This window comes from Microcoleus sp. B13-B6, assembly GCF_036705405.1.
Lineage (GTDB): Bacteria > Cyanobacteriota > Cyanobacteriia > Cyanobacteriales > Microcoleaceae > Microcoleus.
The window spans coordinates 43,198-62,100 of the sequence record NZ_JAUBUJ010000005.1 but is presented as its reverse complement, the minus strand read 5'-3'; the positions used below and the strand labels follow the sequence as shown (position 1 = coordinate 62,100).

Genomic DNA, 18,903 nt, shown 5'->3' with positions numbered 1-18,903 from the left:
CTATTGTTAAAACTAAATTTGCCCGTGAATCCTAATCCATTTGCTCAAGAACGCTTACTATTTGCCCCAGCAACCCCCGATGCTGATGCTATCCCGACTATTTTTGCTTTTCCCAACGAGTACACGGTGGGTATTACCAGTCTCGGCTATCAGATAGTGTGGGCAACTTTGGCTGTGCGATCGGATATTGAAGTGGGCCGTTTATTTACTGATATCCGCGAACAACTTCCCCGACATCCAGAATTACTGGGATTTTCGCTTTCTTGGGAACTAGACTATGTAAATATTCTAAATTTATTGGAATCTCTCGAAATTCCGATTTGGGCTTCTAAACGAACTGATAATCATCCGATAGTATTCGGCGGGGGCCCGGTTTTTACTGCTAATCCAGAACCTTTTGCCGATTTTTTTGATGTGATTTTGCTGGGAGATGGCGAACATCTCATTGATAATTTTATTGATGCTTATAAAGAAGTCCGTACCGCCGACAGACAAACTAAATTGCGGCATTTAGCCCAAGTTCCGGGAGTTTACGTCCCCAGTTTGTACGAAGTAACTTATCTGGATGCGGCTGAGGGTATTAAATCGATTCAGCCTGTCGATTCGGGAATTCCCAGTATGGTTGAAAAACAGACTTATCGCGGCAATACTTTATCTGCTTCCACTGTGGTGACAGAAAAAGCGGCTTGGGAAAATATTTACATGGTGGAAGTGGTTCGGAGTTGTCCAGAAATGTGCCGTTTTTGTTTGGCAAGTTATCTGACTTTGCCGTTTAGAACTGCGAGTTTGGAGGCTTCGCTAATTCCGGCGATCGATCGCGGCTTAGCTGTGACTAATCGTTTGGGTTTGTTGGGTGCTTCGGTGACTCAGCACCCGGAATTTGAAGCGTTGCTGGATCATTTGAATCATCCGAAATACGACGGCGTGCGGCTGAGTCTTTCTTCGGTAAGGACGAATACGGTGACAGTTAAGCTAGCAGAAATATTGACAAACAGAGACAGCAAATCTGTGACAATTGCGGTGGAAAGCGGGAGCGATCGCATCCGCAAAATCGTTAACAAAAAACTCACAAATGACGAAATTATCCAAGCGGCGAGCAATGCTAAGGCTGGCGGCTTAAAGGGAATTAAACTTTACGGTATGGCGGGAATTCCCGGCGAAGAAATGGAGGATTTAGAGGAAACGGTGGCGATGATGCGGGCGATTAGAAAAGCTGTTCCCGGTTTGCGGTTGACTCTGGGATGCAGCACTTTTGTCCCGAAATCTCACACTCCTTTTCAGTGGTTTGGAGTGAATAAAGATGCGGAGAAGAGGCTGAAGTTTTTAGATAAAGAATTGCGGAAGTTAGGTTTAGAATTTAGACCTGAAAGCTATAATTGGTCGGTGATTCAGGGTTTGTTGTCAAAGGGCGATCGGCGGTTGTCTCGGCTGTTGGAATTAGTTCGGCATTACGGCGATACTTTGGGCAGTTATCGGCGGGCTTTTAAGGAGTTGCGGGGACAGTTGCCTGATATGGATTTTTATGTTTTTCAAGAGTGGGAATTGGATCAGGTTTTGCCTTGGATTCATTTAAAAGGGCCGCTACCGGAGGCGACTTTGAAGAAGCATTTGGCTGAGGCGATGAGTCATACAACACGACAGCCAAATCAAGAATGTGAGAATTCACTAAGTCCCGTTTAGTAAAAAGGAGAACTGGAAAAATGACGACGGGTTTAAAAACTCCTAGTAGCTACTATATGGAGATCATCACAACTTTTCCACCGCGTCCAATTACTTGTGAAGCTGAGTTAATCGCTACACAAAATCGGATTGATTCTATTGTGAGTCGGAGCCATCTCACGCAGGACGATCGAGATTACTTAAACGTGTTGGGTACTCTTGTTTATGATTACGAACAAAAACATGAGCCAATGCCAGTCTTGAAAGGTATCGCACTACTCAAAGCATTGATGGTTGAAGACAATATTCAAGAAAAAGATTTGGTTGATATTTTTGAATCCGAGTCTTGGGTATCTGAGGTGATGAATGGAAAGCGGGAACTGACGGCGAGTCAAATTCAAAAGTTAGCTAAGTTTTTCCATCTTTCCCCTGTAGCATTTCTTGAGTATAATTAATTGCCAGGATACTGGGATGAGTGACGCACTATAATATAATTATGCCCGAAGTCCAACCGAAAGAAATTCAGCGTTATACTACGCCAGACAACAGAGTGCCTTTCGATCAGTGGTTTGATTCACTGAGAGATATAAATGCTCAAGCCAAGATTATATCTAGGCTTAACCGAATTGCTGATGGTAATTTAGGAGACTATCGCTCCGTGGGGGAAGGCGTATGCGAACTCAAAATCAATTATGGGCCTGGCTACCGAATCTATTTTGGACAAATAGGAATGACAATTGTGATTCTCATCTGCGGAGGCGATAAAAGCACTCAAGACAGAGATATCCGCCAAGCTAAAGAATACTGGACCGATTATAGGAGTTAAGACAATGCCTAAAAGCCTACCTTATCATCCATTTTTGATTGAATCTCTCAGAAAAAAGCCAGAACTAGCAGCAGCCTATATAACGGCGACATTAGAGGAGGAAGAGCCGGAAGCTGAACTGCTAAAACGAGCTCTCAGCGATGTAGCAGAAGCTTTGGGTCTACCAAAAATGACTCCAGAACAATATGAATTGCACTTAAAAAAACTGGATGAATTGCTGTCACAGCAAGGAAGTGATGCGATTTATAATCTGGGAACTTGGCTGAATGCTTTGGGATTGAAACTAACTGTTGCTGTTTGTACTGATACAGAGGATAATACTGCAAATGCTGAAACGCGATCGCAAATAACTGTTTAACTTAATCTAGAAAATGCCCAATTTTAAATATTCATCCTTAATTAATGCTACCGTTGAAGCAGTCTGGAACTTTCACGAAAGGCCGGACATTCTGCAACTTTTGACTCCGCCTTGGCAACCGGTGAAAATCATTCGCCGCGAAGGGGGACTCGATGTGGGTGCTGTATCAGAATTTCGCCTGTTATTGGGGCCGATTCCTGTAAAATGGGTGGCGACTCACACTGAGTGCGAACAATATCGCTTGTTTGTTGATGAACAAACTGAGGGGCCGATGGCACGTTGGACTCACCGACACGAGTTTACCTCAGAAAATGGCAAGACTAGATTGACAGATGCGATCCTCTTCGAGGGCTTCGCTAACGCATTTTCGATACCGGGCGGCCCAATTGTCGATTTGTTGTTAGGTTGGTGGGTGGAAATGCGGTTAACAGATATGTTTCGCTACCGCCACGAAGTCACAAAAAGAGAGTGCGAGAAAGATGCAAACAACGGCTGAATATTACTGTGCTTTCTGCGGCGAACCGAGTACAACTTTTGTTGATATCAGCGGTGGTATGGAGCAATCTTATATCGAAGATTGTCAGGTTTGCTGTCGCCCGAATGTTCTGTATGTCAGAATAGATGAAGATACCCTGGATATTGAAATAGATACTGACTATCAAGAATAAGTGACTATCCAAATGTATGAATTGTTTGTGATGCTGACTTGGTAGAATTCATAAATTTTGAAGCTGCTGCTTCTACGAAAGCCTGAAAAATTCGAGAGTTAAATGAACAGTTTGGCGACATTTCCGGGTGCCATTGAATTGCTATCATCCAAGGGTGATAGCAGTGTTCCATTGCTTCTACCACAGTGTCAGGTGCATCGGCTACAATTCGCCAATCGGATGTTACCTTCCGCACTGCTTGATGATGCCAGGAAACAACTGTTGTTGAAGTTTTTCCCATAATTTTTGCTAGCCGACAGGTTGGCTCAATTTCAATGGTATGCTCGATCGCACGCGGGGGAATTCCCGATCCGTGATTAACCTCATCTCCGTAAGCATCCGGTACGTGAATCACCAAACTGCCGCCGCTGGCTACGTTCAAAATTTGCATTCCCCGGCAAATCCCCAACACAGGTATGTCAGCCTTCAAAGCTAGCTTTGCTAAGCTTAATTCAAAATTGTCGCGTTCTGCATTAACCGAGTAAACTGTGCGATCGACATAACCGCCATACAGTTCTGGGTTGATATCTCCGCCCCCGGAAAAAATCAAACCATCTACTGCATCCAAAATACTAGCCGGATCTAATTGATGGGGCGGCAGTAAAATCGGAATGCCACCAGCCGCCTGAACTGCATCAATATAAGTTCCATTTAAGCGATATTCGCCTGCTGAACAGCGGTTGTATGTTGTGATGCCAACAATAGGAAATTTTTTCATTTGCTAGAGACTGGGAGATAATTATTTACATTAATACTCAGATTTGGCAGTATTTGTAATCAGTGTTTCATGGGCGGGCTACTAGGAGCAACGACCCACAATAAAACTTACTTATGGTTGTGAAACAGGCATCTTGCCTGTTTCTTGTCTGATTACTTGTGATGGATTTCTAGATTAAACTGAAAATTCCCTGCACTGCTGTCTAATTTGTAACAGTTTCAGTATTAATTTCCGGTAGGGGTTTGCGCGTACACAGATAAGCCAGCGGCCCGAACAGCGGTACTAATGTTACTGCCCAAAATGCTGTAGAGTTCTGCATTCCTCGGCGCGCCATATCGTCTCCTAATAAGGCAGGAAATAGTAGGCAAAGCATACAAAAATCTAAACTCATTACATGGATAAAGCGGCTAGTCTGCCACTGCTGAATAAAATCAGACCAATCGCCGTTTGTCAAGCCAAAGGCAACTAAACCAACCGCAGCTAATGTTAAGAAAATTCCAGTAAAACGGGAGTCTAATATCTTTAAAAAGATATTTTTATGACCGGGAAATTCTGGATTCGGTTCGCGCAGGGCTAAATAAGGCAGCAAGGAAAAAGCGCCGACGCCAAAGGATAAAGTGGCAAATAACCATGCAGGTATTTTCTGGCCCCTGCCGTCAGCAAATAAGACGCAACTGTAGATGAGCGGCCAGACTCCCATGAGGTTGAATAACGCTACAATTAAAGGGTTGATGTCTGCTATTTTGCCTGTGGAAATATTGGTAATTAGTGTGATGGTTTTTTCTGGGCTGTCGGGTGGTGCAAATACAAAGGCGTAGGTGATAAATGCAATCCAAAGCAGCCCAAATCCAATTTTTCTGAACATAGTTAGTTTTTCTTACTTCTGATATTACTATAGCAAGCTTAAAGGGTTTTTCAATAAGACTTTTTTTATTTACCGCAGAGGACGCTCTTGACACAGAGGAAGAGAGGAGAATATCTGAATGTCTTGCTATTTGGTATTGCGGGTTTTGGGCAGATTGCTAAATTTTTGCATAAATTGGCGATCGATCCAATCTTTCCAGTACCACAGCAGCGCCGATTCCCACATCAAAGATCCGCGAGATGCGATCGCCCTTTTATTCCCAGTACCAATTAAGCCTAAGTATTGTTCTTGCGGTACAAAGGGTTTCAGCGGTTTTCCCAATAAAAACTGCTGCAAATTTTCAAACAGCGGTTTGCCCTGACGCACGGCAAACACGCCTGCTTTGGGACGAGGATAATTAACCATCGCAGCTATATCGCCCGCCGCAAATACGTTGGGGTGAGAGACTGATTGCAAGCAATCGTTGACTTGCATAAAGCCGTTTGAGTCTGCTGCTAAACCGGATTCTCTTATCCAATTGGCTGCCGATGCTTGTGTCACCCAAAAAATGATATTGCACTCTAATTCTAAACCTGATTGACAGGAAATTTTGGCATTGGGCATTGGGCATTGGGCATTGGGCATCGGGCATTCTTGATTATCTTCTATGTCAATCGTTTCTGGCTTTTCTATAGCACTAACTTTTTCCATTAAATGCAGTTTAATCCCACGACTAATCAGAATTTCTTTCAGGCGGCGACGCACCCGTTTGTTATGTCCCGGCATTAATTCAGCACCGCTGTGAAATAAATGAATTTCTGATGATAAATTTTCTAAAGTTTCTTCCCTCTTCCTTCTTCCCTCTTCCTTCTTTCCTCTTCCTTCTTCCCTCTTCCTTCTTTCCTCTTCCTTCTTCCCTCTTCCTTCTTCCCTCTTCCTTTTTCCCTCTTCCTTCCCCAATCGAGATTGCATATTTAATGCTAATTCTACCCCGCCTGCACCGCCGCCTACAATCGCTATCCGCAGCGGTTTTGGGGGATAGTTTGGCCTTTCGGAAATTAACTGATTCCAGCTAGCTAAAAACTCCGGTACGGGTTTAGCTGCAATTGCATATTCTGCGGCACCCGGTACAGATAAAGTCGCAGGAGTGCTGCCGATATCCACAGAAAGCACATCAAAATTAACCGGAGGGCGAGTTTGACAAATAACTAAATTTTTGTTAAGGTCGATCGCGATCGCCCGATCGATTAATATTTGACACCTGGCAAATTCAGCGAGCGATCGCAAATCGATGTGACATTCATCATAATCGTAAAACCCGGCAACGTGTCCCGGCAGCATCCCCGAATAAGGCGCGTGCAGCACATCGCTAATCAGAGTCAAACGCACTCCCGGCAGCGGGTTGATACCGAACATTTTTAATACTATAGCATGACTGTGACCGCCGCCAATTAACACTAAATGTTTCACAATTACAGATGTTCGATCGAGATATTCCAGCACCGATATTGTACAGCACTTGCACTCCTTGGGCCGCAGAGTCCGGTAAGGATAGCTGGCAGTGCGTAATTAATGATTTCCCAGCAGTTAGACAGAATGCTGTCACTTACCCTCTGTCTCAGAGATTATACTGAGCTCAGTTGCGATCGCATAACATCACTTCACCCATTTCAGTTAACCGATTCCACATTCAGCGCAAATGGCTGTAGACTGTAGAGCGAGCAAATTTTATCACCAAATTATGCCAGGGTGTGTTTCAATAGCTAACTCACCATTCAAAACTATGACATTACGCATCATTCCGCGCAGTTGGCAGCGATCGATTAAAACTCTTTTCCCGCTTCTGTTTGCCCTCTCATTCATTATAGTATTGCTGGCGAACAACTTCATTCCGGCGATCGCCCAGCAACCCCGCCAGGAAATTCGCGGCGTTTGGATGACGACAAACGACAAAGACATCCTCAGAGATCGTCGCAAACTAGGAGATGCTGTCAGCAAACTAAAACGGTTAAATTTCAACACAATCTATCCCGTTGTCTGGAATTCTGGCTATGCAATGTATCCCAGCGATGTAGCGCAGCAAAAAGACATTCAACCCTTTGTTTACAGAGGGTTAGAGGGACAAGATATGATCGGAGATTTGATAGCTCAATCTCACCGCCAAGGCCTGCTAGTAATTCCTTGGTTTGAGTTTGGTTTCATGGCTCCTCCCACATCAGAATTAGCCTTAAATCATCCCGATTGGCTGACACAAAAACAGGACGGCAGCCAAACATCAATCGGTGCAGGTGGCGAAGTAGTTTGGCTCAATCCATTTCATCCAGAAGTGCAGCAATTCATTACCCAACTCGTACTAGAAATCACCACTAAATATAACGCCGACGGTATTCAATTTGACGATCACATGAGTTTGCCGTCGGAATTTGGATACGATGAGTACACAGTTGCTTTGTATACCAAAGAAACCAAAAAAGCTCCGCCCAAAGATTTTCAAAACCCAGCATGGGTGCAATGGCGAGCCAATAAAATCACCGCTTTTATGTCGCAGCTAAATCAAGCCGTCAAAGCAGTCAAACCCAATGCAATTTTCTCAATTTCTCCCAATTACTACGAGTTTGCTTACAAACATCACCTACAAGATTGGCTGACTTGGGTGCGTTTGGATATTGCCGACGAGCTAATCGTGCAAGTGTACCGTCCCAATTTAGAATCATTTGTGGGCAAGATTAACCGTCCAGAAATGCAAGAAGCACAGCAAAAAATTCCCACCGGAGTTGGGATTATGACAGGTTTGAGAAATAACCCCGTACCGATTGAGCAAATTAAATTTCAGGTGCAAGCAGTCCAAGGATACGGCTTAGGTGTCGCTTTCTTCTACTACGAAAGCTTGTGGGAATATGCGCCAGAACCCACCGCCGATCGACTTTCTCAATTTAGTGCTTTCTTCCCGTCTTCTGCATTCCGAACAGCGCTACAAATACCCAGACGCGCGGCGACTTTCCCTCCGCCTGCACCACCAAAACCAGACCCGAAAGCTAAGCCAGAGCAACCTACCAAAAACAGCCCACCTTCGCCCTCGCCAACCACGTAAAAGAATTAAAGAGTCATCAGTCATTAGTAATTTTGTAGGGTGTGCCATTAGTCCGACATTCCGACAGGGGTTTAAACCCCTGTCTCATAGCTGAAGTCGTCTAAAGACGACTGTAGCAATTCTATCAAAGCTGTTTTTGTATAGAGTTAGCGCAGAATATATGTGTAACTCTAATTTTCAAAATTGAAATTACTATTTGAGTCGGTTTTAACCGACTTATGCTATTAGACAGGGACTTGAGTCCCTGGCGGCCCGTGGCAGAATGAAACAGCTATACTGGGGGCTAGGCGATACCGAGTTATGTTCCTATAAAATATCCGTATTACCAACAACTACCATCAATAAAAATGCCAACTAACCAAAAACTTTTACTTCCAAAAATGGGCTGCGGCACTTGGGCTTGGGGCAACAGATTGCTCTGGGGCTACAATGAAAGTATGGACGAGGAATTGCAAGCCGTTTTCAATCTTTGTGTTAGTAACGCCGTCACTTTATTCGATACCGGGGACTCTTACGGAACAGGGAAATTAAATGGCCGCAGCGAGCAGCTTTTGGGGCAGTTTTCTCAACAATATCAAGGTGCAAATAAAGACAGTATTTGTATTGCGACAAAACTAGCTGCTTATCCTTGGAGACTGACGCGACAATCAATGATATCGGCTTGCAAAGCCTCGGCTGCGCGCCTCGGAAAAAATGTAGATTTGGTGCAAATGCACTGGTCTACAGCTAATTACGCTCCTTGGCAAGAGGGGGCTCTTTTAGATGGTTTGGCTGACCTTTACGAGCAAGGATTAGTTAAGGGAGTGGGCTTGTCTAATTACGGGCCGAAACGGCTGAAATGGGTGCATCAAAGATTTAGCGATCGCCAAATTCCTATTGTTACTTTACAAGTGCAATATTCGCTACTTTCCACCTATCCGGTGACAGAACTCGGGTTGAAAGATGTTTGCGATGAATTGGGGATAAAATTGATTGCTTACAGTCCTCTAGCCTTGGGGTTGCTGACGGGTAAATATTCCGAAAACGGCTCTCTTCCTAAAGGTATCCGAGGTTTGGCGTGCAAGCAGCTACTTCCGGGAATGCGATCGCTTTTGGAGTGTTTGCGAGAAATAGCGGCATTCAGAAACAAAACTGTTTCGCAGGTAGCAATCAACTGGTGCATCTGCAAAGAAACTATTCCGATTCCGGGGGCCAAATCTGCGACACAGGCGAGGGATAATATTGGTGCTTTGGGCTGGGAGTTAGACTCCGGGGAGATTGCAGAATTGGATAAGGCGGCGGCGAGTGTAGATAAAAAAATGGTGCAGAATATTTTTCAAACTCGGTAAAAAGACTCTCGCGTGGGGTGGGGGCGGGTTTATTTAAGCTGTCTGCATTCTTTAAATCTTTTGGTGAACCCGCCCCTACAGTTTTTTGACTGCGGGTGCAAGAGATCGGGTTAAATAGATATGATTGCTGTAGGGGCGGGTTTTACAAACTATCATTGCCTAAAATCAATAATCTCATAAACCCGCCCCCACCGGATGACACAATCTTTCATTGATTCACACAAAAATTTTCCACGCAGCGCACAAACATTTCTACACCCATCCCCAGCGCAGTTTCATCAAAATCAAAACGCGGGTGATGGTGCGGGTAAGCCAAGTTTTTATCGGGATTTGCTGAACCCAAAAAGAAATAGCAACCGGGAACTTCTTGCAAAAAGAACGACATATCCTCGCCGCCCATTGTTTGACATTCTGGAACGATTCCTGCAGGAGTTTCGACAACCGATTCTGCCACGCCGCGCACCAATTCAGCTATTCTCGAATCATTAATAACTGGCGGATAAAGCGCACAATAATCTAATTGGTAATTGGCCCCGTGACTCTGACAAATTCCGGCAATTACTTGCTCGATTCGCTGTGCAAAATAACCTTGATATGCAGGATTGAAATAGCGCACCGTGCCACCGATTTGAGCGGTATCGGCAATGACGTTGTGGGTGTGGCCTGCGTGGAATTTGCCGACAGTTACTACCGCTGAGTCGATCGGGTCAATGTTCCGCGCGACAATTGCCTGCAAAGCGCTGACAATTTGGGCTGTAACTACGATCGAGTCCACAGTCTGATGTGGCATTGCGCCGTGTCCACCTTTGCCAAAAATCGTGCAGTCAAAAACTTCGACAGCCGCCATCAGCGCACCGCTACGGACGCCTACAGTACCTAAAGGTAGATTGTTCCACAAATGCAAGCCGACGATCGCATCAACATCAGGATTCTTCAAAACTCCCGCTTCAATCATCGGTTTTGCGCCTCCTGGCCCTTCTTCGGCGGGCTGAAAGATAAATTTTACCTTACCCGAAAAGCTGTGTTTGTGCTTTGCGAGATAACAAACAGTACCGAGGGCGATCGCAGTGTGGCCGTCGTGACCGCAAGCGTGCATAATTCCATCATGCTGCGATCGATAATCCACCTCATTTTCTTCTTGAATAGGCAAAGCATCCATATCCGCCCGAATTGCCAAAACCCGCCCCGGTTTGCCGCTGTCTATAGTGGCGACAATACCAGTTTTAGCAATATTAGTTTCATGCTCAATTCCCCATTCCTGCAACTTTTGCGAGACAAACTGCGCCGTTAAATTTTCATCAAAACTCAACTCCGGCCTTTGATGCAAAAGGCGACGCCATTCGACTAGCTGAGGCTGCAAATTTCTAATCTCCAGTCGCAATTGAGATAAATCTACAGAGGTTAAATTCGGTAAAGTAGAAACCATGTTTTATTCTCCTTATAGCAATTCTGAATAATTTGTGAAACTCTCTCTTCTCTTTCTCTGTGCTCTCTGCGCTCTCTGCGGTTTAAATAAAATCTTAGTTTTTAACCGCAGAGGACGCAGAGTACGCAGAGGAAGAGAAGAATGAGAAAGAGAGGTGTTGAGAATAGGGTTATTTAGAAGTCTGAGGAACTAAATTAACCCCTGGCAGTAACTGTTCTAAATCTAAATCTGAAGCAATTTTAGCTAATTTAGCAAGGTCAGTCGGGTCATCTAAATGCGGCAAAATACCCAACACAGGTATTTGAGTCAGCGACTGGATCAAATCAACGGGCGCTAGATCGGCAATTTCTTGTTCAGAATAAGCTTTAACGCAATTGAGCACAATTCCTCTGAGCTTAAAACCAGTGTGTCTGGCGAGAGCAACATTTGCCACAGCTTGCCCGATCGCCCCCAACCTCACAGGTACTACCAAAACCCCCCTCAGCCGCCAATCCCTGGCAATATCTGCCACAGTCAGTTCCCGCGTTACAGGCGATCCCAGCCCTCCCAAAGCTTCCACCAACACAAAATCCTTGCGCTCAGAGAGGCTTTGCCACGCCGTCCAGACCTTTTCGAGCTCGATACGTCTCCCCTCCCGTTCCGCAGCAATCGGCGGTGCTAAAGGCGCATCAAAGTGCAGCGGATTGAGTTCTTCGGGGGATTGGTCGAGGGAAAACAAACGGGTGTAGAGTTCGCGATCGCCCGTTCCTGTTTGCATGAGTTTCATAATTCCCAAACTGCGATCGGGAAAATACATTTGCCAATAAGCAGCCAGAGCGCTGGTCAAAACAGTTTTGCCCGCGTCGGTATCAGTTCCAGCAATTAGCAGGGAGTTCATTGGCAAATAGCTAACAATTAATTGGCATCAACCTCAGTCTAGGGGAATTTTGCCAGAAGTTTAGAGTTCTGGCGATGGTGCGGGTGTTGGTGCTGGTTCCGGTGACGGCGCGGGTTCCGGTTCCGGTTGCGGCGACGGTGCCGGAGTTGGGGCCGGTTCCGGCGATGGTGCCGGAGTTGGCGCCGGTTCCGGCGACGGTGCGGGAGTCGGTGACGGTGCCGGAGTTGGTGCGGGAGTCGGTGACGGTGCCGAAGTTGGCGCGGGCGTCGGTTTGGGTGCCGGAGTTGGTGCAGGAGTTGGTGCCGGCGTCGGTTTGGGCGCGGGCGTCGGCGCGGGCGTCGGTTTGGGTGCGGGAGTTGGCGCTGGGCTGGGTTCTGGGCTTGGTTCCGGCAAAGGTTCTGGGCTTGGTTCCGGCAAAGGTTCTGGGCTCGGTTCCGGCAAAGGTTCTGGGCTCGGTTCCGGCACAGGTTCTGGGCTGGGTTCTGGCACAGGTTCTGGGCTTGGTTCTGGCAAAGGTTCCGGGGTTGGGGTTGGCAAAGGTTGGGGGGTTGGGGTTGGCAAAGGTAGCGGGTTTGGTATCGGAGTTAGTGTCGGCGTGGGATTTATGAGTGCTGGCGCAGTCGGAGTGGGTTTGGGGCGCGAATTGTTGAGAAATGAGCCGACTAAAGCCCAGGAACCGAAGCCCGTCAAGATTACTAAGCCCGCCAGCAGACCGATCGCAGCAATGGGATTGTCCCAAAAAGTGTCGCCAGCAGGCTCAATTAACGGGTCTGGCTGGTTTTTTTGCGGGTGGGAACTCTGGGCGACGGGCTCTGGCGGCCTGCCCACGGCCACCGTTGCTATTAGCGAAGGGTTTGTCGGTACCACTGCTGGCGCGGGCGGTACAGTTGGCTGGCTAGGTTTAGGATTAGTTTGGGCGTCGAGTGCTTGGGCGACTTCGCTGACAGATTGATATCGATCGCCCGGAGACCGGCTCAACATCCGATTGAGCACCAAAGCCAAACCCGTGCTCACCTGCGCTTGCTGCTGCCAATTCCACTGCAGCGTTGTTTGATCGAGCAATTCCTGCGGTTCTTTGCCTGTCAGCAGGACGATCGCCGTTACAGCTAAAGCGTAGAGGTCGCTGCTGGCTGTTGCCCGCCCGCTTTGCAACTGTTCCATCGGCGCGTAGCCGATTTTACCGACAGTTGTTGCGTGGGCTGTTCCTTCGGGAGACTGGACTTTGGTGGCGAGTTCCTTCACCACTCCAAAGTCAATCAGCACCGGCATTTGGTCGTTTTCGCGCCGAATTATATTTTCTGGGGAGATGTCGCGGTGGATGATGCCGCGGGCGTGGATGTGAGCGAGTACCGGCAGCATTTGCCGGATAAATACCAAGACTTCGGCTTCGGTGAAGGTGCGACCATTTGAAGTTCGATCGAGCATTAGTTCGCGGTAAGTCATCCCTTCCACGTAATCCTGCACTAAAAACAAACGCTGGTTCTCTTCAAATATTGCCCGAAACTGGGGAATTTGTGGGTGCCCAATTTGGTAAAGTATTGCCGCCTCTCTTTGAAACAATTCCTTCGATTTTTCCAAAACGTATGGCCCGCTTTGCACCGGAATCAATTCCTTCAGGGCGCAGCGTTCTTGAAACCGTCCCAAATCTTCTACTAAATAAGTCCTGCCAAATCCTCCTTGACCTAAAATATTCACCAAACGGTAGCGGTTTTGTAGGAGAGTTCCAATAGCAATAGGTGGCTGCATAAGTTTAAGTAGAAACTGTTAAAAAATAGACGATCGCTCACAGACTTAGTAATGCTAGGTCTTTAATGCTCTTGAGCAGACTTCACTCTCTGTAGTCCCCAGTCCCGACCAAAGTTAGTATTTTACATTTTTTTGACATTCTTGGACGCCATGATGGTCAGAAACCGGGTTTTTTCACGAAAATACAGAGGTTGCCACCTGCATATCCGATCGAAAACCCGGTTTCTGCGTCAATATCTCAAGGGAGAAATGCACGATTTTTCGTAGAAACCGGGTTTTTTGGCCTTAGCCCTAATAAATTGTCGCCCCCCGGCCTAAGCCATACATCTCTATAAAACTTGAGATTATTTATGGGAGATGTCTACTGACTACTGTCAACTGCCAACTGCCAACTGCCAACTGTCAACTGTCAACTGTCAACTGTCAACTGTTAAGCTTTGCTTTCACCATGTCTTGAATTCTGTTACCGTCTGCTTTGCCCTTAAGCTGCTGCATTGCCTTACCCATCACCTTGCCCATATCTTTTGCAGAAGTAGCGCCAACCGAGGCAATCACTTCGTCAACGACTTGACTCACCTCTTCGTCTGACATTTGCGCCGGCAAATACTCTTCAACAATTGCCAACTCCGCCTCCTCTTGTGCCACTAAATCTTCGCGGCCACCTTTGCGGTATTGTTCGATCGAATCCCGGCGCTGTTTGGCTATTTGCATCAAAATTTCCATTTCTTGAGCTTCTGTCAGCGTTTCTTGCCCGGAGGGACGAAGGCTGACTTCTTTTTCGAGAATAAATTTCTTGATGCCGCGAACTGTTTCCAAGCGAACTTTGTCCTTGGACTTCATGGCTGCTTTGATTTCTGCGTCAATGCGTTCTCTTAAGCTCATCGATTTCTACCTTGCTTTGCCCGATATCAAAAATCTGGAGTATGCTCCGATTCTTAACTTTTTTTACAGTATTTTTCCAGTTTATTGCCTGTTGGTGGCATTTTTATCGCCTTGAACCCGGATGCCTTCGGCTTTCGCCTGAATTTGGGGTGGCTGCACTTGCAGCCTCAGCCCCAAATTGACTCTCGCTAGAATTTTTAGACGCAGGGGCACAAGTGCGATCGTACTTCTGCCAGTACAGAGTTCGCTAGAACTCACATCTTGCACCATTCTCAAGAACAGGCTTTTCGGCCTGTTCCACAAAGAGTAGATTTTCTTGTGGAACAGGCATCTTGCCTGTTCCTAAAAAGCTTATTGACAATGGTGCAACATTTCAGCTAGAACCCACATTCCACACCCTGGGGGTGTCACACAGCATAATTACGCAGAATGCTCTATCTTTACAGTAATAAATTATGCGCTTAAAAAGTAATTTATCCGTTAATGTACGGTATTCTAGTATAACTTATAGTTTTATTGCTGGATAAAAATAAGTAAAAACCGATTGTGACCGTTGAGGGTGCCGAAAGTGGGCTAGAAACCCGGTTTCTCGGAGATATTTCTGCAAGTCCTATTCAATTCGGCTAAGTTAACACTTGTGGTCGCCCCGAAAGTTAAATCTATTAAAAAATTGGCTAATATTTCTAGTTTCAGATGGTAAGATAGCGATGGAATAAACGTCCTGCAAGAGGCCTGCTGTGATCCGTTCTGCTACTTTACCGCTTCCGCTTCCCGAGCCGCCGGTTTCCGCTCATGACCGTCTGCGGCTGTTCTCCGGTTCTGCTAATATTCCCCTCGCCCAAGAGGTGGCTCGCTATCTGGGGATTGATTTGGGGCCGATGGTTCGCAAGCGGTTTGCTGATGGGGAACTCTACGTTCAAATTCAAGAATCGATTCGGGGTTGCGATGTTTACTTGATTCAGCCAACTTGCTGTCCGGTAAACGATCGCCTCATGGAATTGTTAATTATGATCGATGCTTGTCGCCGCGCTTCGGCTAGACAAATTACTGCTGTCATTCCCTATTACGGATATGCTAGGGCTGACCGCAAAACGGCCGGAAGAGAGTCGATTACGGCAAAATTAGTGGCTAATTTGATTACGGAAGCTGGGGCAGGTCGCATTTTGGCGATGGATTTGCACTCGGCTCAGATTCAAGGTTATTTTGACATTCCTTTCGATCACGTTTACGGTTCGCCGGTGCTTTTGGATTATCTGGCGAGCAAGAAATTGACGGATATTGTTGTGGTTTCGCCGGATGTTGGCGGAGTCGCTAGGGCGAGAGCTTTTGCCAAAAAGCTTGGTGATGCTCCCCTGGCAATTATTGACAAGCGCCGCCAAGCTCACAACGTGGCAGAAGTGATGAACCTCATCGGTGATGTCAGGGGCAAAACTGCTGTGTTGGTGGACGACATGATCGATACTGCCGGCACGATTTCTGAAGGTGCGAGATTGTTGCGCCGCGAGGGTGCGAGGCAGGTTTATGCTTGTGCTACTCATGCGGTGTTTTCGCCTCCGGCGATCGAGCGTTTGTCTAGCGGGATTTTGGAAGAGGTAATTGTTACAAATACAATTCCTGTGCCGGAAGAGAACCGTTTTGAGCAGTTGACGGTGCTTTCGGTAGCGAATTTGCTCGGAGAAACTATTTGGCGGATTCACGAAGATAGTTCTGTAAGTAGTATGTTCCGCTAGACAGGAAAGGCGCTTTTTGAATGTTTGTTTTAGGGTGCGTTAACAAGAGTATAACGCACCGTTTTTTTGCCCAATAGTGCGATCGTTTCCCGCAAGTAATCAGCCCCGGCGCATCTAAATTTTACTGTCAACTCCCATCAAATTCTTGTGGCGTGGGCGTCCCGCCCGCCCGGAAAATACAATTTAGATGCCCAACAGCTTATCCAGTTCCTCGGTAAAATAACGGTTATAACTTTGTTGTAAGGACTCAAGTCCTCATAAAATTCGCTCGGACTTTAGTTCTCACTACGAACCAATGTGACGAGCGCCGATCGATCGCACTTGGTACCACCGGAACAAGAGATGGTAAAATTCTATCTTGTTGTTGGAAGAGGGCGACTTTTTTATATTCTAGATAAGTCTCATCACCATAAGGAGCCAATAGGGAAAAATCATGAAACATTCACTTCTACGAACAGTGGCAGCACTGGCAGGTTCAGCAATTTTAACACTTGGCGCGATCGGTTCGGCTAAAGCATTTACTTTTGACGAAACCGAAATTAACCAAGAGCGAGTAATTGTCATCGCCCAACCCCGCCCTTACGGCGGCCACCAATTGCTAATTGTAGAACAAGTATCTGACAAGCGAAAATGCTGGAGCGAAAGCGGATCTAATCCCGTGAAAGTCGATCCGTTATTAGTTACTTTTGATTTTACCGGTATTTGTGGTCGCGCAACAGACAGCAACGGCTTTTCAATTCGCATGGCCGGCACCGATTTAGCATTAAAATACACCCTAAGTTTGGAAAGTGTTGATGGTAATGTTCTTCTAATGGGAACTCCGGTAGATTACCAAGGTAAATCGGTGATTATCGGTCGCACAAACGGCGATGTTAACGACTTCATGAAAATCACTCTCGATCCTGCTTGGCGCTTGAGTAAAAGAGCTTACCAAGGCCGCACATTAGGTCACTTTTATTTCACTACCAATCAATCCGCACCGGGAGAAATTGGCAATGCCGGAGGCAATACCGAAGCAATACCGGAGCCAATACCAATACCAATACCAATACCAATACCGCAGCCAATACCGCAGCCAATACCGCAGCCAATACCGCAGCCAATACCGCAGCCAATACCGCAGCCATTACCGCAGGAAATACCAATACCGCAGCCAATACCGCAGGAAATACCAATACCGTAGGCAATACTGGCTTTTCTACCATTCGGAGATAGCTACCGATGATATCTACTATTCAATAGCTTTCGACCGCAACTTGCTGTTACCACAGAGCAATTGGTATCTTTAGTTTGGGAATCTTTGAAATGAATACAAGGCGCTAATATCACATTTCCTAGCCATATTTCTATCCGTCCATTTAGCGAAGTTGATATTTCCCGCTGGAGTGCGGGAAAAGTTCTATTGGCGCGGGACAACAAGATAGTTAGTGGCTATCAAGATGCAACTTTTAAACCTACGCAGCCCGTCACTCGCGCTGAATTGAGTGCGGTGCGCCGTCGAGCGGCGGAATTTGGTTTGTCGGCGGGAATGCAGCCGAATTTAGTTGCTAAAGAGCCGTCTAAAACTTTTTCAGACATTCAGAATTATTGGGCTGCTTCTATTATTACTCAAATGTCTTCTTATTGTTCTGTTGCTGCTGCTATTAACGAAATGGGCTCGGTTTGTTTTCGAGAATTCTGCAAAGCGCAATTACGCGGCGGCTACTTTACGGATGCTGAAATGCGTCAAGGCTTAGTAGGATTATTGTAGGGTGCGTCACGGAAGCGAATGCAAAATAATTGGGATTTTCCCAAGTGACTCACCCTACATGATAATAGTACGTCACAGGAGGAAGTACAAAATAATTGGTGTTTTCTAAAGAGACTGACCCTATATTAAGTGGACATTTGTCAACTGTCAACTGTCAACTGTCAACTGTCAACTGTTTACGCTACACCGTAATCAGTATACGGTCGTTTATATGGGGGTTGCAATCCCAAAACAATATCCTCTCTCGGTACTCCCATTGCAACTAATTCCTCCGCAGGATTTTGCTCTGTCAAATTTTGCTGAAGCCAGATTTTTCCATCTTTGATGTCAATGTGAATGAAGGTTTGATAAATCCGGGTTAAGTGTTCCCAGCCGACATTCATCCACTGATAATGATCTCGTTCTGTGTCGCAGATAAGTTGCACTTCGACTTCATCATCAGAAACATCTTCTTCGGCATAACGGCTCATTAATGTCTGAACATATTGACGATATTGAGCTAGCTTGTCCATTGCACAATCACCTCATTTTTTTGATCGTATACGATTAGCAACACCTGATACTCTTGTACCGCAGTTTGAGTAAACTGAGACTGAAAAAATGTTTGATACACGTCAATGGGTACTGCCAAATACAATTTCCGATTAGGTTCAACCGATGCCAGGCCCAGCCGATAACTGAGAAATTGTCCCAATGCAGCATAAAAGTCTGTAATTGCAGAGGGATTTAGGAAGCTTTTGATTTCGACTGCAATTTTCTCCCCACCTCGCTCCGCTGCGACTAACCTTTCAGCTCCCAAATCGACCTGAAATTTAATATTGCCAAACTTAAACTTTAGTGGATCGGCAGTAATCACCCACTGTTCTTTTTCAAGTGCCCGTTTTACGGATTCGTGGAAAGTATCTTTGGCAGACACAAACAAATTCTCAGCGCGATTGCAAATAACTATTAATTATACCGA

Annotated in this window: 21 protein-coding genes; 11 read left to right on the top strand and 10 right to left on the bottom strand. The window is 46.1% G+C overall.

All coding sequences use genetic code 11. From position 1 onward, the window contains the following. The first annotated feature begins 24 nt into the window (after positions 1-24). Genes QUB35_RS03690 through QUB35_RS03665 form a run of 6 tightly spaced genes read left to right on the top strand, consistent with a single transcriptional unit; the run spans position 25 to position 3,511 of the window. Entirely contained in the window at positions 25-1,680 is a 1,656-nt protein-coding gene (locus QUB35_RS03690) for a radical SAM protein (protein WP_333139479.1), read from the top strand. A 20-nt stretch (positions 1,681-1,700) separates the two neighbouring features. Continuing rightward, positions 1,701-2,114, top strand: coding sequence for a transcriptional regulator (locus tag QUB35_RS03685; protein ID WP_333139477.1), 414 nt, complete (start codon positions 1,701-1,703; stop codon positions 2,112-2,114). Positions 2,115-2,155: 41 nt separating this feature from the next. Further along, positions 2,156-2,485 carry a type II toxin-antitoxin system RelE/ParE family toxin gene (locus QUB35_RS03680; RefSeq protein WP_333139475.1) on the top strand — a complete coding sequence of 110 codons (330 nt, stop codon included), beginning with the start codon at positions 2,156-2,158 and terminating at the stop codon, positions 2,483-2,485. A gap of 4 nt (positions 2,486-2,489) precedes the next feature. Further along, complete coding sequence (locus QUB35_RS03675; RefSeq protein WP_333139473.1) at positions 2,490-2,843, top strand: transcriptional regulator; 354 nt, start codon at positions 2,490-2,492, stop codon at positions 2,841-2,843. A gap of 13 nt (positions 2,844-2,856) precedes the next feature. Next, entirely contained in the window at positions 2,857-3,339 is a 483-nt protein-coding gene (locus QUB35_RS03670; RefSeq protein WP_333107082.1) for an SRPBCC family protein, read from the top strand. Further along, on the top strand, positions 3,323-3,511 hold the full coding sequence (locus tag QUB35_RS03665) for a CPXCG motif-containing cysteine-rich protein (RefSeq protein ID WP_006635525.1): 189 nt from the start codon (positions 3,323-3,325) through the stop codon (positions 3,509-3,511). Before QUB35_RS03670 ends, QUB35_RS03665 begins: the two co-directional genes overlap by 17 nt. Before the next feature lie 4 nt (positions 3,512-3,515). Here QUB35_RS03665 and QUB35_RS03660 read toward each other — a convergent pair whose 3' ends face one another. From QUB35_RS03660 to QUB35_RS03650, 3 genes are all read right to left on the bottom strand, one after another. Further along, the gene (locus QUB35_RS03660) at positions 3,516-4,268 is read right to left on the bottom strand and encodes a gamma-glutamyl-gamma-aminobutyrate hydrolase family protein (RefSeq protein WP_333139471.1); all 753 of its coding nucleotides are present in this window, start codon (positions 4,266-4,268) and stop codon (positions 3,516-3,518) included. Positions 4,269-4,470: 202 nt separating this feature from the next. Beyond that, positions 4,471-5,133 carry a DUF2834 domain-containing protein gene (locus QUB35_RS03655; RefSeq protein WP_333139469.1) on the bottom strand — a complete coding sequence of 221 codons (663 nt, stop codon included), beginning with the start codon at positions 5,131-5,133 and terminating at the stop codon, positions 4,471-4,473. 126 nt (positions 5,134-5,259) lie between these two features. Further along, positions 5,260-6,528 carry an FAD-dependent oxidoreductase gene (locus tag QUB35_RS03650; protein WP_445252108.1) on the bottom strand — a complete coding sequence of 423 codons (1,269 nt, stop codon included), beginning with the start codon at positions 6,526-6,528 and terminating at the stop codon, positions 5,260-5,262. Between the two features lie 283 nt (positions 6,529-6,811). Here QUB35_RS03650 and QUB35_RS03645 point away from each other — a divergent pair, with 283 nt between their 5' ends. Continuing rightward, positions 6,812-8,203 carry a glycoside hydrolase family 10 protein gene (locus tag QUB35_RS03645; protein ID WP_333139466.1) on the top strand — a complete coding sequence of 464 codons (1,392 nt, stop codon included), beginning with the start codon at positions 6,812-6,814 and terminating at the stop codon, positions 8,201-8,203. Between the two features lie 347 nt (positions 8,204-8,550). Then, positions 8,551-9,531: an aldo/keto reductase gene (locus QUB35_RS03640; protein WP_333139464.1), complete on the top strand. Its 981-nt coding sequence runs from the start codon at positions 8,551-8,553 to the stop codon at positions 9,529-9,531. A gap of 208 nt (positions 9,532-9,739) precedes the next feature. On the opposite strand, the gene QUB35_RS03635 is transcribed toward QUB35_RS03640, so the two are convergent. The 5 genes from QUB35_RS03635 to QUB35_RS03615 form a co-directional block, all read right to left on the bottom strand. Continuing rightward, positions 9,740-10,957, bottom strand: a complete 1,218-nt coding sequence (locus QUB35_RS03635) for a M20 family metallopeptidase (RefSeq protein WP_333139462.1) — start codon at positions 10,955-10,957, stop codon at positions 9,740-9,742. 169 nt (positions 10,958-11,126) lie between these two features. Beyond that, a complete protein-coding gene (bioD, locus tag QUB35_RS03630; RefSeq protein WP_333139460.1) occupies positions 11,127-11,834 on the bottom strand; it encodes a dethiobiotin synthase in 708 nt (235 codons plus the stop codon). A gap of 60 nt (positions 11,835-11,894) precedes the next feature. Next, a complete protein-coding gene (locus QUB35_RS03625; protein WP_333139458.1) occupies positions 11,895-13,580 on the bottom strand; it encodes a serine/threonine-protein kinase in 1,686 nt (561 codons plus the stop codon). Between the two features lie 423 nt (positions 13,581-14,003). Continuing rightward, on the bottom strand, positions 14,004-14,462 hold the full coding sequence (locus QUB35_RS03620) for a GatB/YqeY domain-containing protein (protein WP_333139456.1): 459 nt from the start codon (positions 14,460-14,462) through the stop codon (positions 14,004-14,006). Positions 14,463-14,543: 81 nt separating this feature from the next. Beyond that, positions 14,544-14,765, bottom strand: coding sequence for a hypothetical protein (locus QUB35_RS03615; RefSeq protein ID WP_333139454.1), 222 nt, complete (start codon positions 14,763-14,765; stop codon positions 14,544-14,546). A gap of 434 nt (positions 14,766-15,199) precedes the next feature. On the opposite strand from QUB35_RS03615, the gene QUB35_RS03610 reads away from it, so the two are divergent. The 3 genes from QUB35_RS03610 (at position 15,200) to QUB35_RS03600 (ending at position 17,942) form a co-directional block, all read left to right on the top strand. Continuing rightward, positions 15,200-16,192: a ribose-phosphate pyrophosphokinase gene (locus tag QUB35_RS03610; protein ID WP_333139452.1), complete on the top strand. Its 993-nt coding sequence runs from the start codon at positions 15,200-15,202 to the stop codon at positions 16,190-16,192. Between the two features lie 433 nt (positions 16,193-16,625). Then, a complete protein-coding gene (locus QUB35_RS03605) occupies positions 16,626-17,375 on the top strand; it encodes a DUF3747 domain-containing protein (RefSeq protein WP_333139450.1) in 750 nt (249 codons plus the stop codon). Positions 17,376-17,594: 219 nt separating this feature from the next. Next, a complete protein-coding gene (locus tag QUB35_RS03600) occupies positions 17,595-17,942 on the top strand; it encodes an S-layer homology domain-containing protein (RefSeq protein WP_333139448.1) in 348 nt (115 codons plus the stop codon). A gap of 176 nt (positions 17,943-18,118) precedes the next feature. On the opposite strand, the gene QUB35_RS03595 is transcribed toward QUB35_RS03600, so the two are convergent. Both QUB35_RS03595 and QUB35_RS03590 read right to left on the bottom strand, forming a co-directional pair. Then, positions 18,119-18,454 (bottom strand): XisI protein, encoded by a 336-nt coding sequence (locus QUB35_RS03595; protein WP_333139447.1) that lies wholly within the window; start codon positions 18,452-18,454, stop codon positions 18,119-18,121. After that, a complete protein-coding gene (locus QUB35_RS03590; protein WP_333139445.1) occupies positions 18,442-18,858 on the bottom strand; it encodes a XisH family protein in 417 nt (138 codons plus the stop codon). The genes QUB35_RS03595 and QUB35_RS03590 overlap by 13 nt, the downstream gene beginning before the upstream one ends. Positions 18,859-18,903 lie beyond the last annotated feature (45 nt).

Excerpts from the sequence above, each read along its gene's own strand:
- QUB35_RS03685 (WP_333139477.1), top strand. The coding sequence starts at position 1,701 with ATGACGACGGGTTTAAAAACTCCTAGTAGCTACTATATGGAGATCATC.
- QUB35_RS03680 (WP_333139475.1), top strand. The coding sequence starts at position 2,156 with ATGCCCGAAGTCCAACCGAAAGAAATTCAGCGTTATACTACGCCAGAC.
- QUB35_RS03675 (WP_333139473.1), top strand. The coding sequence starts at position 2,490 with ATGCCTAAAAGCCTACCTTATCATCCATTTTTGATTGAATCTCTCAGA.
- QUB35_RS03670 (WP_333107082.1), top strand. The coding sequence starts at position 2,857 with ATGCCCAATTTTAAATATTCATCCTTAATTAATGCTACCGTTGAAGCA.
- QUB35_RS03665 (WP_006635525.1), top strand. The coding sequence starts at position 3,323 with ATGCAAACAACGGCTGAATATTACTGTGCTTTCTGCGGCGAACCGAGT.
- QUB35_RS03660 (WP_333139471.1), bottom strand. The coding sequence starts at position 4,268 with ATGAAAAAATTTCCTATTGTTGGCATCACAACATACAACCGCTGTTCA.
- QUB35_RS03655 (WP_333139469.1), bottom strand. The coding sequence starts at position 5,133 with ATGTTCAGAAAAATTGGATTTGGGCTGCTTTGGATTGCATTTATCACC.
- QUB35_RS03650 (WP_445252108.1), bottom strand. The coding sequence starts at position 6,528 with ATGTTCGGTATCAACCCGCTGCCGGGAGTGCGTTTGACTCTGATTAGC.
- QUB35_RS03645 (WP_333139466.1), top strand. The coding sequence starts at position 6,812 with ATGGCTGTAGACTGTAGAGCGAGCAAATTTTATCACCAAATTATGCCA.
- QUB35_RS03640 (WP_333139464.1), top strand. The coding sequence starts at position 8,551 with ATGCCAACTAACCAAAAACTTTTACTTCCAAAAATGGGCTGCGGCACT.
- QUB35_RS03635 (WP_333139462.1), bottom strand. The coding sequence starts at position 10,957 with ATGGTTTCTACTTTACCGAATTTAACCTCTGTAGATTTATCTCAATTG.
- bioD (WP_333139460.1), bottom strand. The coding sequence starts at position 11,834 with ATGAACTCCCTGCTAATTGCTGGAACTGATACCGACGCGGGCAAAACT.
- QUB35_RS03625 (WP_333139458.1), bottom strand. The coding sequence starts at position 13,580 with ATGCAGCCACCTATTGCTATTGGAACTCTCCTACAAAACCGCTACCGT.
- QUB35_RS03620 (WP_333139456.1), bottom strand. The coding sequence starts at position 14,462 with ATGAGCTTAAGAGAACGCATTGACGCAGAAATCAAAGCAGCCATGAAG.
- QUB35_RS03605 (WP_333139450.1), top strand. The coding sequence starts at position 16,626 with ATGAAACATTCACTTCTACGAACAGTGGCAGCACTGGCAGGTTCAGCA.
- QUB35_RS03595 (WP_333139447.1), bottom strand. The coding sequence starts at position 18,454 with ATGGACAAGCTAGCTCAATATCGTCAATATGTTCAGACATTAATGAGC.